The 14335-nt window shown below is 72.2% G+C and carries 12 protein-coding genes; 5 read left to right on the forward strand and 7 right to left on the reverse strand.

Annotated elements, in window-relative coordinates:
• The first annotated feature begins 35 nt into the window (after positions 1–35).
• Both HUJ41_RS06600 and HUJ41_RS06605 read left to right on the forward strand, forming a co-directional pair.
• On the forward strand, positions 36–1811 hold the full coding sequence (locus HUJ41_RS06600; protein WP_179871892.1) for a DEAD/DEAH box helicase: 1776 nt from the start codon (positions 36–38) through the stop codon (positions 1809–1811).
• A gap of 245 nt (positions 1812–2056) precedes the next feature.
• Positions 2057–3130, forward strand: coding sequence for an alanine racemase (locus tag HUJ41_RS06605; protein ID WP_179871893.1), 1074 nt, complete (start codon positions 2057–2059; stop codon positions 3128–3130).
• Here the strand turns inward: HUJ41_RS06605 and HUJ41_RS06610 are convergent.
• The 4 genes from HUJ41_RS06610 to HUJ41_RS06625 form a co-directional block, all read right to left on the reverse strand.
• Complete coding sequence (locus tag HUJ41_RS06610; RefSeq protein ID WP_179871894.1) at positions 3127–3957, reverse strand: DUF1206 domain-containing protein; 831 nt, start codon at positions 3955–3957, stop codon at positions 3127–3129. The genes HUJ41_RS06605 and HUJ41_RS06610 overlap by 4 nt on opposite strands.
• A 93-nt stretch (positions 3958–4050) precedes the next feature.
• Positions 4051–7665, reverse strand: coding sequence for an error-prone DNA polymerase (locus HUJ41_RS06615; protein ID WP_179871895.1), 3615 nt, complete (start codon positions 7663–7665; stop codon positions 4051–4053).
• A gap of 48 nt (positions 7666–7713) precedes the next feature.
• Positions 7714–9297, reverse strand: a complete 1584-nt coding sequence (locus HUJ41_RS06620; protein WP_179871896.1) for a DNA polymerase Y family protein — start codon at positions 9295–9297, stop codon at positions 7714–7716.
• Entirely contained in the window at positions 9297–10088 is a 792-nt protein-coding gene (locus tag HUJ41_RS06625) for a hypothetical protein (RefSeq protein ID WP_179871897.1), read from the reverse strand. Before HUJ41_RS06625 ends, HUJ41_RS06620 begins: the two co-directional genes overlap by 1 nt.
• A gap of 163 nt (positions 10089–10251) precedes the next feature.
• Between HUJ41_RS06625 and HUJ41_RS06630 the strand changes: the two genes are divergently transcribed.
• Positions 10252–10509: a hypothetical protein gene (locus tag HUJ41_RS06630; RefSeq protein WP_179871898.1), complete on the forward strand. Its 258-nt coding sequence runs from the start codon at positions 10252–10254 to the stop codon at positions 10507–10509.
• Here the strand turns inward: HUJ41_RS06630 and HUJ41_RS06635 are convergent.
• On the reverse strand, positions 10460–10969 hold the full coding sequence (locus tag HUJ41_RS06635; RefSeq protein WP_179871899.1) for a hypothetical protein: 510 nt from the start codon (positions 10967–10969) through the stop codon (positions 10460–10462). The two genes, HUJ41_RS06630 and HUJ41_RS06635, sit on opposite strands and share 50 nt — an antisense overlap.
• A complete protein-coding gene (locus tag HUJ41_RS06640; protein ID WP_246299172.1) occupies positions 10966–11826 on the reverse strand; it encodes a Cof-type HAD-IIB family hydrolase in 861 nt (286 codons plus the stop codon). Before HUJ41_RS06640 ends, HUJ41_RS06635 begins: the two co-directional genes overlap by 4 nt.
• A gap of 6 nt (positions 11827–11832) precedes the next feature.
• Here HUJ41_RS06640 and HUJ41_RS06645 point away from each other — a divergent pair, with 6 nt between their 5' ends.
• Both HUJ41_RS06645 and HUJ41_RS06650 read left to right on the forward strand, forming a co-directional pair.
• The gene (locus HUJ41_RS06645; protein WP_179871900.1) at positions 11833–12180 is read left to right on the forward strand and encodes a DUF2834 domain-containing protein; all 348 of its coding nucleotides are present in this window, start codon (positions 11833–11835) and stop codon (positions 12178–12180) included.
• A 21-nt stretch (positions 12181–12201) separates the two neighbouring features.
• Positions 12202–12915: a Pr6Pr family membrane protein gene (locus tag HUJ41_RS06650; protein WP_179871901.1), complete on the forward strand. Its 714-nt coding sequence runs from the start codon at positions 12202–12204 to the stop codon at positions 12913–12915.
• Here the strand turns inward: HUJ41_RS06650 and HUJ41_RS06655 are convergent.
• On the reverse strand, positions 12851–14245 hold the full coding sequence (locus HUJ41_RS06655) for a flavin monoamine oxidase family protein (RefSeq protein ID WP_179871902.1): 1395 nt from the start codon (positions 14243–14245) through the stop codon (positions 12851–12853). The genes HUJ41_RS06650 and HUJ41_RS06655 overlap by 65 nt on opposite strands.
• Between the last annotated feature and the right edge of the window lie 90 nt (positions 14246–14335).

Raw genomic sequence — 14335 nt, forward strand, 5'->3', positions numbered from 1 at the left:
GCGACGTCGGTCGCCTCGACTAGCATCGAGGTCGCATGTCTCCGACCTTCCGCCGCGCACCCCACGTGGGCACCTTCGCCGCGGAGCATCTCTCGCCGTCCTACCCGGAGCGCGCGGCACGCGGCACGGCCGACCGGCTGCGCGCCTGGCAGGCCGAGGCGCTCGACGCGTACTTCGCCCACGAGCCGCGGGACTTCCTCGCCGCCGCGACGCCGGGAGCAGGCAAGACGACCTTCGCCCTCCGCCTCGCTGCCGAGCTGCTCGCGCGGCGCACCGTCGAGCGCGTCATCGTCGTGGCCCCCACCGAGCACCTCAAGCGGCAGTGGGCCGACGCGGCGCACCGCGTCGGCATCCGTCTCGATCCGGCCTTCCGCAACGCCTCCCGCGTGATCACGCGCGCCTTCCACGGGGCGGCCGTCACGTACGCCCAAGTCGCCGCGCAACCCTTCGTGCACCGCGTGCTCGTCGACCAGGTGCCGACCCTCGTCATCCTCGACGAGGTGCACCACGGCGGAGACGCGCTCAGCTGGGGGGAGGCCATGCGCGAGGCGTACGGCTCCGCGACCCGGCGGCTCTCCCTCACAGGCACGCCGTTCCGCTCCGACACCGCGCCGATTCCCTTCGTCTCCTACGTGGACGAGGGCGACGGCATCCGCGTCTCCCGCACCGACTACAGCTACGGCTACGGGCGCGCCCTGCGTGACGGTGTGGTTCGGCCCGTCCTCTTCCTGTCGTATGCGGGGCGTGTGCGCTGGCGCACGACCACCGGCGACGAGATGGAAGCCGTGCTCGGCCAAGGAGACACCGCCGACGTCACCGCCCAGGCCTGGCGCACCGCGCTCGACCCCGAAGGGCAGTGGATGCCCGGGGTGCTGCGCGCCGCCGACACCCGGCTGACCGAGGTGCGGCACGCGATCCCCGACGCGGGCGGGCTCGTCATCGCGAGCGACCAGGCGACTGCACGTGCCTACGCGGGCGTGCTCGCGGGCATCACGGGCGAGCAGCCCACCGTGGTGCTGAGCGACGAGGCGGGGGCGTCCGAGCGGATCGCGCACTTCGCCGAGTCGGAGGACCGCTGGCTCGTCGCGGTGCGCATGGTGTCGGAGGGCGTCGACGTGCCGCGCCTCGCCGTCGGCGTCTACGCGACGAGCGCCTCGACGCCGCTGTACTTCGCGCAGGCGATCGGGCGCTTCGTGCGAGCCCGCCGACGTGGCGAGGTCGCCTCGATCTTCATCCCGAGCGTGCCGACGATCCAGTCGCTGGCGAGCGAGCTCGAGCGGGAGCGCGACCACGCGCTCGACCGGGAGGGCGACGAGCTGCTCGACGACTCCCTGCTCGAGGCCGCGGAGCGGGAGGAGAAGGCGAGCGAATCGGAGCTCGCGGAGTACACCTACCAGGCGCTCGAGTCGTCGGCGACCTTCGACAAGGTGCTCTACGACGGCACCGAGTTCGGGCAGGTCGCCGAAGTCGGCAGCCTCGAAGAGCTCGACTTTCTCGGCCTGCCCGGCATTCTCGAACCCGACCAGGTGCACGAGCTGCTGCGCAGCCGCCACCAGCGCCAGGTGCGTCGCGCCGCCGAGCGGCCCGCGACCCAGCCGGCGCCTCAGCCCATGTACCGGTCGCTCAAGGAGCAGCGCACGCTCCTGCACAGCCTCGTCGGCCTGCGGGCGAAGCTCACCGGGCAGCCGCACGGCATCATCCACGCCGAGCTGCGTCGCGTGTGCGGCGGCCCCGCCGTGGGCCAGGCGACGGTCGCGCAGCTGCAGTCGCGCATCGAGCACGTGCGCCGCCAGCTCGCCACCGGCGGCTAGCGCGCCCGCGAGTTGTGCCAGATCTGGCGCGAACGGGCGCTCGCGACGAGCGATAGCGCCCATACTCGGCAATTCTGGGCCCCGTGCGGCGTGCCGCACACCTCCTCGTCGCACACCCCCACGTCGAACCCTCGCGCACACCCACGCACATCGGAGCGCCTCCAGATTGGTCGCAAAAGGTGACTCGGCCGTCGTGCAAGCGCCCGTTCGCGCCAGATCTGGCCCGAACGGGGGAGGATGGGGGGATGCGCGAGACTCCCTACCTTGTGGTTGACGAGCTCGTCGCCGAGGGCAACCTTGCGACGATGGCGGCGCACGCCCGCGCCCTCGGCGTCGCGCTGCGGCCGCACGCCAAGACGCACAAGACCGTGGAGCTCGCGCACCGGCAGCTCGAGCACGGGGCCGTCGGGCTCACGGTCGCGACCGTCGGCGAGGCCGAGGTGCTCGCCGACGCTGGTCTCGATGACCTGTTCATCGCGTATCCGCTGTGGGCGGTGGGGCCTCGAGCCGACAGGTTGCGTGCGCTCGCAGGGCGTGTGCGGCTTCGCGTCGGTGCCGACTCCGTCGACGGCGTGAGGATGCTCGCACGGGCTGTTCACGCCGGTCGCGACAGCGCGGCCCCCCTCGCCATCGCGGTCGAGGTCGACAGCGGTCACCACCGTAGCGGCATGCCGCCGGAGGATGCCGCGGAGGTCGCGGTCGCAGCGCTCGATGCTGGCCTCGCGGTGGACGGCGTCTTCACGTTCCCTGGGCACTCCTACGGTCTCGAGGCCGCGGGGCCTGCGGCGAGGGACGAGGCCGCCGCGCTGGAAGCGGCGCGCGATGCGCTGACGGCCGCGGGCATCCCGTGCCCTGTGGTGAGCGGCGGATCGACGCCGAGCGTGCGCTCGGCCGATGGCAGTGTGCTCACGGAGCTCCGGCCCGGTGTCTACGTGTTCGGCGATGCTCAGCAGTGGGAGCTCGGCGCCACGACCTCCGAGTCGATCTCCCTCACCGCCCGCGCGACCGTGGTGAGCCGTCGCGACGGAGTCGCCGTGCTCGACGCTGGCAGCAAGATCCTCGGCGCCGACCGCGCCCCCTACGCCACCGGATACGGTCGGCTCCTCGACCACCCCGAGGCCCGCATCAGCGCGCTGTCGGAGCACCACGCGACGGTCGCATTTCCGACCGGCACGACGATCCCGGCACTGGGCGCAGAGCTGCGCGTCGTGCCGAACCACGTCTGCAATGCGGTGAACCTCGTCGACGAGCTCATCGTCGAGCGCGACGGCATCGAGGTCGGTGCGTGGTCGGTCGCCGCGCGCGGTCGCAACACCTAGCCGAGGTTCGCGTAGCGGGCGCGCGCGAAGCAGTACACGCCGTAGGCGATGAGCCCGCCGCCGACGAGGCCGAGAATCCAGACGCCGAAGGGCAGCCCGAGCAGAGATCGCAGCGCCCCGTCGAGCCCCGTCGACTCTGAGGCGTCGGAGGTGACGGCCGCCGCGATGAACAGCCCGCCGACGGCGAGAAGCGCGACGCCCTTGGCCGCATAGCCGGCGATGCCCAGACCGGTGATCACGGTGCCCGCAGTGCCCTCGGGAATGCTGAGATCGTCGCGGAAGCCCTGGGTGACGCCCTTGTGGATGAAGTAGCCGCCGACGGCGAGGACGACGAGACCTACGAGGAACACGAGGATGATCCCCGCGGGAGCCGCCATGAGCTGCGCCGTCATGCTCTGGGTATCGCCGGAGGAGTCGGACGAGCCGCCCAGGGCGAAGGACAGCGCGGTGCTCGCGAGTGCCAGGTAGACGAGGCCCTTCACGATGCCGACCACGAGCTTCTTCTTAGAGTCCTGAGCGGGCCCCTGCAGGATGCCGTCGACGATGAGCCACAGGCCCAGCATGGCGAAACCGATCGTCACGATCCATAGCAGGATGCCGCCGAACGGTGTGGACGCGAGGCTCTGTAGCGCGCCGCTCTGATCGGCATCGGTGCTCTCCCCGCCGGTCAGGAGGAGCTGGAGCGCGATGACTCCGATGAGGATGTGGAGGAGGCCGTTCACCGCGTAGCCGCTGCGAGCGATGACGCGCACGGCGTGGCTGTTCTTCGCGGAGCGAGCACTGCTGCGTGTGGAGTGCGAGGACGACGAGTTGCTGGTGGACGGCATGGCCGTCACGGTAGCGCGGTGAGGCTCGGTGCCCTCCGGCACATTCTCAGGAGTCGACCGTTCGCGAGTGTCGCTCGCTCTGCGAGCACGAGGTCAGCGGAAGTCGCGGCTCGGCATCGTGACACGCAGGGGCAGCTGCTCGACGCGGTCGGCGACGATGTTGACGACGCCCTCGGCCGAGCGCTCGAGGGTGCCGCGCACGATGAGCGCGCGGGATTCGCGCACGGTGCGGCGGTAGCGGCTCCACAGCCCGACCGAGCAGATCACGTTGACGAGCCCCGTCTCATCCTCGAGGTTCAAGAAGGTGATGCCGCTCGCCGTCGCGGGCCGTTGACGGTGGGTGACGACCCCCGCGACCTCGACGCGTCGGTTCGGCTCGGCACCGCGCAGCTCGCGCGCGCTCAGCACCCCGCGCTCGCGCAGCAGCTCGCGCACGAAGCGCACGGGGTGGTCACCGGGGGCGATGCCCGTCGAGACGAGGTTGGCGACCATGGTCTCGTAGCCGTCGAGCTCGGTGAACAGCGGCGGCTGCACGGCCGTGACGATGCCCGGCAGGTACTCGGGCCGCGCCTGGGCGGCCGCGCCCGCCGCCCACAGCGCCTCGCGCCGGGAGAGCCCGAGCACATCGAAGGCGCCGGCGGTCGCGAGGGCTTCGACCTGCGCCGCCGTGAGCCCGGTGCGGTAGACGAGCTCGGTGAGGTCTCTGTACGGGCCTCCGCGCTCGCGCTCGGCGACGATGCGCTCGGCGGTCGGGCGGCCGATGCCGGTCACCCCGGCGAGCCCGAGCCGCACGGCGAGGTCACCGTCGCGGCGGTGCAGCGCGCAGTCGTCGAGGTCGCCGTTCGTCGAGGCGGGCTCGAACTCGGGCACGGGCGGCTGACGGCGGTGGATGCACTGCTGGAGCCCGGTCGGAGCCGCGCGCCGGGCATCCGGGGCCACGAGGTCGTGCGCCGAGGCGACGACCAGATCGAGGCGCTCGAGCCCCGCGTCGACCTCGGAACGGAGGATGCACGGCGTGCGCACCTCGACGCCGTGGCGTTCGGCGTCGGCCGTGAGCGAGGCGGGGGAGTAGAAGCCCATCGGCTGGGCGCGCAGCAGGGAGGCGAGGAAGACGCCGGGGTAGTGCAGCTTGATCCACGAGCTTGCGTAGACGAGCAGCGCGAAGCTCAGGGAGTGACTCTCGGCGAAGCCGAAGTTGGCGAAGGCCTGAATGCGGCCGTAGATCTCGTCGGCGAGGTCGCCCGTGATGCCGTTGCCCGTCATGCCGGCGTAGAGGGTCTCGCGCAGCGACTCGATGCGCTCGAGGCCGCGCTTGCTGCCCATCGCGCGGCGCAGCAGGTCGGCGTCGTCGCCCGTGCAGCCGCCGACCGCCATGGCGACCTGCATGAGCTGCTCCTGGAAGACGGGTACCCCCAGCGTGCGCTGGAGCGGGCCGATGAGCTTGGGGTGGTCGTAGGTGATGGGCTCCTGACCGAGCTTGCGGCGCACGAAGGGGTGCACGGCGCCGCCCTGGATGGGCCCGGGGCGCACGAGCGCGATCTGCACGACGAGGTCGTAGAACTTGCGCGGCTGCAGGCGCGGCAGGAGGCCCATCTGCGCGCGGCTCTCGACCTGGAAGACGCCGATCGAGTCGGCGCGGCACAGCATGTCGTAGGTCGCCTGCTCCTCCTTGGGCAGGGTCGACAGCTCCCACCGCTCGCCGAGGTGGGCATCCATGAGGTCGAAGGAGTGTTGCAGGGCCGCGAGCATGCCGAGGCCGAGCAGGTCGAACTTGACGAGGCCCATCCACGCGCAGTCGTCTTTGTCCCACTGCAGCACCGTGCGGTTCTCCATGCGGGCGTGCTCGATGGGCACGATCTCGCCGACGGGCCGGTCGGTGAGCACCATGCCGCCCGAGTGGATGCCGAGGTGGCGCGGGTAGGTAAGCACCTGATTTGCCAGGTCCACAACCTCGTCGGGGATGTCGTGGGTGGGTTGTTCTGGTGCCCGACGACCGGGACGGTCGTCGGCGCTGGCGTCGCGGCGACGACCAGAAATGGTCGTCGCTCTGTGCTCCAGCGCGCCCCATCTCTCCACCTGGCGACTCCAGGCATCCTGCTGCCCGGTCGAGTACCCGAGCGCACGTGCCATGTCACGCACGGCGTTCTTGGGCCGATAGCTGATGACGTTCGCGACCTGCGCGGCGTTGCGCCGGCCGTACCGCGCGTAGACGTACTGGATGACCTCCTCCCTGCGGTCGGAGTCGAAGTCGACGTCGATATCGGGCTCCTCGTCGCGCAGGGCGGAGAGGAAGCGCTCGAAGGGCAGCTGGTAGCCGATCGAGTCGACGGCCGTGATGTCGAGCAGGTAGCAGACGGCCGAGTTCGCGGCCGAGCCGCGGCCCTGGCAGAGGATGCCGCGCGCCCGCGCGAACTGCACGATCTCGTGGACGATGAGGAAGTAGCCGGGGAAGTCTTTCATCTCGATCACGTCGAGCTCGCGCGCGATGCGGGCGCGGTCGTCGTCGCTCGCGTCGGGATACTTGCGCGGCACGGCCGCCCAGACGAGCTCGCGCAGCCAGCTCATGGGCGTGTGGCCGGGGGGAACGGGTTGCTTCGGCAGGTTCGGCTTCGCCTGGCGCAGCGGGAACCCCAGCTCGGTCGCGAGCTCGACGCTGCGCGCCACGGCCCCCGGGTGGCGCGCGAACAGCCGCTGCATCTCGTCGCCGCTGCGCAGGTGGGCGGTGCCGGCGGCGGGCAGCCAGCCCTCCATCTCGTCGAGGCTGCGGTGCGCGCGCAGCCCGGCGAACGCGGTCGCGAGCGGGTGCCGCGCGGGGGTCGCGTAATGCACGGCACCGGTCGCGACGATCGGCAGCCCGCGCTCGGCGGCGAGGGCGGCGAGCACGTCGTTGTACACGGTGTCGAGCGGTCGGCCGTGGTCGAAGAGCTCGACGGTGACGCTGGATGCTCCGAAGCGGTCGACGAGCGCGTCGAGCTCGGCGCCCGCCGCGGCGATGTGCGCCCGCGTCGGCCGCGTGCGGGCGACGGCATCCGGCCCGGAGGCATCGCGCGCAGGATCGCGGCCCTCCAGCGCCGACCGCACGGCACCCTTGCGGCACCCGGTGAGGATCATCCAGTGGTCGCCGCTCGTGGTGTCGCCGCCGCGGCCCGCGTGCTCGGCGAGCGCGTCGAGGTCGTAGACCGGTCGGCCCTTCTCGCCGCCCGCGAGCTGCGCCTCGGTGATGGCGGCGGCGAGGCGGTGGTAGCCGGCCTGGCCGCGTGCGAGGACGAGCAGGTGGGTGCCCTCGGGGTCGGGCACGCCCTGCTGCGGGCCCGTGAGCCCGAGCGACAGCTCGGCGCCGAACACCGTCGTGAGGCCGTACGGTTCAGCGGCCTCGGCCAGGCGCACAACACCGTAGAAGCCGTCGTGGTCGGTCAGCGCGAGCCCGCTGAGCCCGAGCCGTGCGGCCTCCTCCAGCAGTTCTTCGGGGCTCGAGGCGCCGTCGAGGAAGCTGAAGGAGGAGTGCGCGTGCAGTTCGGCGTAGGGCACGACCGTGGCGGGATCGGGCTGTTCGATGCCGGATCGACGGTAGGGCGCCCGCTTGGGCGACCACGCGGGGGAGTCGCCCCCGTCGGCGCCGGGGGGCGGTGTGGTGCCGGGCCGATTGCCGTTGCGCAGGCTGCGCTCGAACTCGCTCCACGGGATCGGCGGGTTGTGCCAGCCCGCCATCAGGGCACCCTCGGAGGCGTGCGCGCAGTCCACTGAGACTGTGCTGCCTCAGTCATAGCGCGCCTCCGCCCACCACGAGCCGCCCTCGAGCACGAGCAGCCACGCGACCCCCGCGGAGTCCACGACCTGCAGGCGGTGCAGCAGGCGCCGCCGCGGGATGTCCCACCAGCGCTCCTCGAGCGGCCACGGCCCCGCCCACGAGGTCACGGGCCGCGCCGCGCCGCCCGCACTCGGGGCGAAGCCCGCGGGGGCAGCGCTGAGCCGCATCCTCTCGTCGACGTGCACCGGGGCGCCGGACGCATCGAGCACCATCACAGCATGCCGCGAGGGGAATACGGTGCCGGGGGTCGGCTGGGGCAGGGCGCCGGGCCAGGGTCGATCCACGGGGCGGGGGCTCACGAGCCGGTCGCCCCAGGGCACGAGGGCGCCTCGTTCGGCGAGCGTGCGGCCGCCCGTGCGCTGGGCGGTGAGCACGGCCTCGTGCCCGAGCAGGCTCTGCACACGCGAGAGGGCGTGGTGCACGCGCTCATCGGGCGCGGCCCCCCACAGCCCGGGTTCGTGGTGGGCGAGCGCGTCGACGCTCTCGGGCACGATCGTGACGCGCGTGATGGCCGAGCGCAGCCCCGGCCCGCGATCACTGTTGGCACGCGCGCCGAGGGTGCGCGTCTCACCGCTGAGCTGCCAGCGCACGCGGTCGACGATCTCGCTCGCCCGGAAGGAGCGGGGGTGCAGCCACGCGCGCTCGCTCTCGACGCCGTGCTCGTCGCGGAACCCGATGCGAATGGCCGTGGCGACGAGCAGGCGTGCGACGAGGGATTCGACGAGATCGTCGGCGATCTGCCGCACGGCGAAGGCGAGCTGGTCGACGCGGTCGAGGGGCGGCTCGAGCTCGAGCGTGCGCTCGAGGTCGGGCGGGGGAGTACGGGGCCTCAGCGGAGTGGCATCGGCGGCGCCCGCGAGCGCGTGCCGGTGGGATCCCGCCGCGCCGAAGCGGTCGCGCACGGCCTCGGCGGGCAACGCGGCGAAGTCGCCGAGCGTGCGCACCCCGAGCCGCCCGAGGAGGGTGGCGAGGTCGGGGTCGCCGAGCGTCGTGACGGGGAAGGGCGCGAGGAAGGCGGCCGCGGCGTCGCGGGGCACGATGCGCACGCTCTGCCCTGGCGTCGTGGATTCAGGCGCGGTGCTGCGGGCGGCGAGTTCGGCGGCGAAGGGTCCGTCGGCGAGGCCGAGCCGGGCATCCGGCACCCCCTCGGCGAGGAGGGCGCCGCGCAGGGCGAGGGCGGCGGCCTTCTCGCTGCCGTAGTAGCGGGCGGGCCCTCGGGAGGCGAGGGCGAGCAGGCCTGGCCGTACGACCTGCACGCCCGCGACGAGGGATTCGATGACGTCGACGAGGGGGGAGAACAGGCGGTGGTCGCGGTCGTCATCGGCGGGCAGGATGCGCAGCTCGGTGCACAACGACTGGGCTTCGCGGCGGCGCTGCCCCGCCCGCACGCCCTGCGCGCGCGCCGTCGACGAGCACGCGCGGATGCGGTTCTGCTGCACGACTGCGACGGCCTGCTCCGCCGTCACGAGCCCCTCTCGCACGGCGGCGAGGATCGGCCAGTCTGGTACCCACGCTACGATCGTGCGGGTCATCAGCCGGCCCTGCGGGCGGGCGTGCTCCAGCGCTCGTGCGCCCGCTGCGTCGCATCACCGTGCTCGTCGGCGCCCCCGCGCTGGGCTGCGTCAGATCGGTCCAGACGCCGGATGCCCAGCTCACCATCGGGCAGCAGCAGTCGCCCGCTGCGGGGGCGCGGGCTGCGTCGCGAGCTCACGGTGATCGTGACCTCGCGCTCGCTCAGGTAACCGTGGCCGTCGCCGAGGCCCGACCAGCGGCTCTCGGTGATGCTGATCATGGCCTCGGCCTGAGGCCAGGCGCCGGTCACGAGCAGCGTGGAGCCGCGCTCGCGTACGCGCCCCGCGAGCTTCGCGATCGCGCCGTCGCTCGCCGCACGCCCGGGCCGCACGACGATGACGCTCAAGGCGTCGGCGATCGCCGCGGTCACGGTGAGCCACTGGTCGCCGGGGTGCGGCACGAGCACGAGTCGATCGAGGTCGATGCCCATGGCCTCGGCCGCCTCGATGCCGAACTCGGGCATACCCACGACACCGCACCAGGCCCCTGCCGCCGACGGGCCCGCGAGCAGCGCCATCGTGAGGGCGCTCGAGGGGCTCAGCGTGTAGACGGCGCCCTCCTGCAGCCCTCCCGCGGGCAACAGGTCGGCGAGGGCCTCGTGCGTGGGCAGCAGACGAGTGTCGAGGCGCGTGCGCTGCAGGGAGTCGATGCGGGCCTGCAACGCCTGCACGGTGTCGACCGTCTCAACCCGCGCCGCACCCGTACCGTCGACGGGGGGCTCCTCAACAACAGAGAGCGCAAGGGCGGGCATCTCTCCATGATCGAACATACATTCGAATATGGCAACTGCCACCGACACTCGAGCGGCGTGTCGCGCGAGCCTCCGAGGTTGCTGGCAGGTCACCGCGGGGATGCACGCTCGAGGCCAGGATGGAAGGTGACGACCGCACCGGCGAGGGAGAGGAAGCCACCCGATGCAGAGCGAACTGGCCGCGAAGATCTTCGGCGATCGCGCCGACCCGAGCGAGCGCCTGCAGCGGCTCTTCGACGACTACTCGACGACGATGGGCGCTCCGCCCTCAGCGAGAGAGTGGGCCGCGAAGGTGCTGCGTGAGCGGCGCATCGACCCCAAGACGGATCCCGAAGGCGCTGTGGCGGCCGTGCGGCAGGCCTACCCGCGCCTCACGACGAAGGTGGCGCGCTACCTCGTGGAGGATGCTCGCCAGCGCTGAGCCCACCAGGGCTCGCGCCCTCGAGCAGCTCTGCGCGAGCATCCCGACCCATGGCGCGGTAGGCGACCGCCCAGTCGTCGGCGCGCGCCATCACGAGACCCCGCCACGTACCGCCCGCCCTGGCCGGAATCGCGACGACCCCGTCAGGAGTGCGCAGGGCGAAGCCCACGAGCACGTCGATCGTGTGATCGCCCGCGTCGACCGTGAACATCGCCTCGGTGGCATAGAGCGGATGCTCGTCCGCAGCCCGCGTCGCCTCGAGCCCGAGCGCCGCGAGCACCCGCTCGACGGCCTCGACGCTGCCCGCCGGCAGCACGAGATCCCAGTCCCTCGCCTCGTCCACCAGCTCGAGGGCGGCGAGAAGCCCGGAGCCCCCGACGACGGAGGGCACCCCCGCCTCCGCGAGCGCCGCCTGCAACGCGCGCACCGTCTCGAGCGGGGGAGTGCGCGAGGCGGTCACGGCAGCTCGGCGACGCGGCGACGCAAGAACGCCGCCCCCGCGTGGTCGTGCACGAGGTCGCCCTCGACGACGACGTCGTACTGCTTGCCGAGCACGCCGTCGGCCGGCCGCACATCCAGGTGCGCCACGGGGATGCCGCGCGCGTGCACCGCGTCCGCCATGCGGTAGTCGGAGCGCGAGTCGCCGACCGACCACCAGCGCTGCGCGGTCACCCCGCGCGCGGCGAACCAGTCGAGCGCGCGATCCGCCCCGCGATTCTTGTCGAGCAGCACCGATTCGACGTCGGTCGAGATGATCGTCGAGTCGATGCGCCACGGCACGCGGCCGAGACCGTCGTGTGCCTCGCGGTCTCGATAGCGCAGCCCGAGGCCCGAGCCGACGAGACGCTCGTAGACCTCCGCCTCGTAGCGCGCCTGGGCGGCGTGGTAGGCGGCGGGGGAGACATCGGTGCACGCTTCGAGGGAGATCATGACGTGCTTGCCCTCGTCGACGAACATCGTGTCGGCGTACTGCTCGCGCGCGAGCCCTTCGACCGCCTCGCGCACCGACTCGGGCACGGCGAGGTCTCGGTCGATCTCGAGCTCACCCAGCCCCGTCGCGCCAATGCTCGCCCAGCAGCCGCCCTTCTCGAACACGCCGAAGACGTGAGATCGAGCATCCAGCCCACCGTCGACGAGTCGTGCGACCACCTGCTCGCGCATGAACGCGTCGCTGCGGCCCGTGATGAACGCGATCGGGATGCCCGCTGACGCAAGGGTCAGCAGGTCGTCCACGATCGAGTCGAGGGCGATGCGACGCGACTCGGGGCTCGCGATGGGGCCGTCGACGTCGAGTAGCAGCCCGAAGGGGGCGATCATGGTGTCATGACTCGTCACTGGAATGCTCCTGCCATCGTGTTCCTCATCCTCGCCGTCGTGGGGCTCATCGGCACCTGGACGTACAACATCCAGGCCATCGTGCAACGCACAGACTTCCTCGGCGACTGGTTCGCGAACGGCCCAGCCGTGGGCTCCCTCACCATGGACCTCCTCATCATGGCAGTGGCCGCGTGCGCGTTCATCGTCATCGAGGGGCGGCGCCTCGGCATGCGTCACCTGTGGGCGTACATCGTGTTCTCGGGGCTCACGGCGATCGCCTTCACCTTTCCGCTCTTCCTGGCGAACCGCGAGCGGCATCTCGCCGCTCGACGCGACGCCGTGGCACCCTCCTAGCGGGGGAAGGGGCGCGACCGAGTGACACGATGGCGAATCTTCGGCGTGCTGCGCCTCGCAGCGGCCGTCGCCGGTATCGTCGCGCTCTCGAGCCGCTTCGTCTACGGCCTGGGGTTCAGCAGCTTCGCCTCGCTCAACTTCTTCGGCTATCTGACGGTGCAGAGCAACATGGTCGCCGTCGTCGCGAACGTGATCGGCGGTGTCGTCGCCCTGCGCGCTCGCGGTGAGCCGTCCTGGCTGCCGGGGATGCGCGTCTCGATCGCGACGTTCCTCATCGTCGCGGGCATCGTGTTCACGATCCTCGTGACGCAGTCGGCGAGTCGCGGCTACCTCATCGAGGTGCCGTGGAGCGACCGGATCCTGCACTACTGGCTGCCGGCCTTCCTGCTCGTCGACTGGCTCGTCGGGCCTGGTAGCCGGCGTGCGCCGTGGCGCACGCTCGCGATCGTCGTCGGGTATCCGCTCGGCTGGGGAACGGTCACGCTCGTGCGCGGGAGCATCGTGGGCTGGTACCCGTACTTCTTCATGGATCCCGCACAGGTGTCGGGGCCGGGGGAGATCGTCGGCTACGGCGCCGCCGCGCTCGCGCTCTTCGCGGGTGTCGCCACGATGCTCCTGCTCGCTCCCGCGGTGGAGGATCGCGTCGTCGACGCGCGCGTGATGCAGATTCTCAGGGAGCGCCGAAGAACGGCGCGAGCTCGGTCATCGCTCGGTCCACAACCTCGTCGTCACTGAGCGCCGCGAGTCGAGCGACGCTCTGCGGACCGACGATCCCGACGAGCACGGGCGCGCTGACGAGCGCGTCGAGGTTGATCCACTCGGTCACGAGTGCCTCCTGCGTCGGGTCGGTGAGCCACACGTGCGCCGTCTCAGCCCACGTCGCCTCGTCGAATCGGAGGATTAGCGTGTCGAGCGACCCCACCCCGAGCGAGGCGATCGCCTCGCGGTGCGCGAGCGGCAGTGCGGGCTCGAAGGTGATGCCGTCGTCCTGCAGCACGCCGAGCGGCACCGTCACGACGACACGGTCGACGGCCAGCGACTCACCGGAGCCGAGGCGCAGGGCGGCCCCGTCCTCGTCGTAGAGCACGGCTGCCACGGCGCTCGCCCGCAGCACGTCCACCCCCTCGAGGAGGCTCTTGATGAAGCTCTCGAGCCCGCCCGAGACGAGGGCCTCCCAGCCACCGGGCACCTCGTCGAGGCCGGGGTCGACCGAGATCTGGCGCGCGAGCGCCCCGAAGCGCGCCCCGACCAGCTCCGCCGTCGCGGCTGCAGCCGCCTCCGTCTCGCTGAGCGCGTTCTCCGCAGAGTCGGTCCCGAGGGGTGCCAGTCGGGCGAGCGCGGTCGAGAGCGGGATGTCGAACTCCACCTCGCTGGCGACCTCTCGAGCGCGCGCGAGAACCGCCTCCCGCATCCCATCCGCGTCGATCTCGTCACCCGATGCCGCCCGCCGCATGATCGTCGTGACATCCAGAACCGACAGCTCGAGCTCGTCCAGCGCGTCGCGCAGGGCGCTCGGCTGCTCCCGCCCGATCCGCAGGGCGCCGAGCTCGACCGGAACCGGCCAGTCGCGTGCCGTCAGGGTGTGCACACGACCGCCGAGTCGCTCGCGCGCTTCCACCACGACGACATCGTGACCCGCCTCGCTCAGTCGGTGAGCGCACGCGGCACCCGCCATACCGGCACCGATGACGGCGATGCGCTCCCCGAGGAGGGCGGTGCGCAGAACCTCGCCAGCCGCCCGCAGGCCGCTCGCCCGGGCGCCCTCGACACTGTTGGGCGCGTCCACCGACGTCGCCTCACCGGCAAAGAACAGTCGGTCGGCGACGGGCGCGGCGAGGCGCGCCCGGTCGGCCGGTTCGGCACCGACCGGCAGAAAACTCGTCGCACCGCGCGAGAACGACTCGGTGGCCCACGCACTGCGCGCCATGCCGGTCGGGCGCGGTGGGCCCGCCGTGGACGGTGCGCTGGGTTCGGGGCTCGGCCCGGGCTCCTGAGTGCACGCCGCGACGGCCAGAACGGAGAGCCCGGTGACCCCGGTCATCAGTGTGCGTCGCGTGATGCTCATGACAGGGCCACTGTATCGGCGTGGCCCGCACGCGCGATCGGTTCGGGATGCGACGAAGCCCCGGCGGGTGACCCGCCGGGGCTTCGTCGT

Source organism: Microcella indica (assembly GCF_013414345.1).
GTDB classification, from domain to species: domain Bacteria; phylum Actinomycetota; class Actinomycetes; order Actinomycetales; family Microbacteriaceae; genus Microcella; species Microcella indica.

Bases quoted from the DNA above. Each gene is read 5' to 3' on its own strand.
- HUJ41_RS06655 (WP_179871902.1), bottom strand. From the start codon at position 14,245: ATGAGCATCACGCGACGCACACTGATGACCGGGGTCACCGGGCTCTCC.
- HUJ41_RS06600 (WP_179871892.1), top strand. From the start codon at position 36: ATGTCTCCGACCTTCCGCCGCGCACCCCACGTGGGCACCTTCGCCGCG.
- HUJ41_RS06630 (WP_179871898.1), top strand. From the start codon at position 10,252: ATGCAGAGCGAACTGGCCGCGAAGATCTTCGGCGATCGCGCCGACCCG.
- HUJ41_RS06620 (WP_179871896.1), bottom strand. From the start codon at position 9,297: ATGACCCGCACGATCGTAGCGTGGGTACCAGACTGGCCGATCCTCGCC.
- HUJ41_RS06625 (WP_179871897.1), bottom strand. From the start codon at position 10,088: ATGCCCGCCCTTGCGCTCTCTGTTGTTGAGGAGCCCCCCGTCGACGGT.
- HUJ41_RS06610 (WP_179871894.1), bottom strand. From the start codon at position 3,957: ATGCCGTCCACCAGCAACTCGTCGTCCTCGCACTCCACACGCAGCAGT.
- HUJ41_RS06615 (WP_179871895.1), bottom strand. From the start codon at position 7,665: ATGGCGGGCTGGCACAACCCGCCGATCCCGTGGAGCGAGTTCGAGCGC.
- HUJ41_RS06605 (WP_179871893.1), top strand. From the start codon at position 2,057: ATGCGCGAGACTCCCTACCTTGTGGTTGACGAGCTCGTCGCCGAGGGC.
- HUJ41_RS06640 (WP_246299172.1), bottom strand. From the start codon at position 11,826: ATGATCGCCCCCTTCGGGCTGCTACTCGACGTCGACGGCCCCATCGCG.
- HUJ41_RS06645 (WP_179871900.1), top strand. From the start codon at position 11,833: ATGACTCGTCACTGGAATGCTCCTGCCATCGTGTTCCTCATCCTCGCC.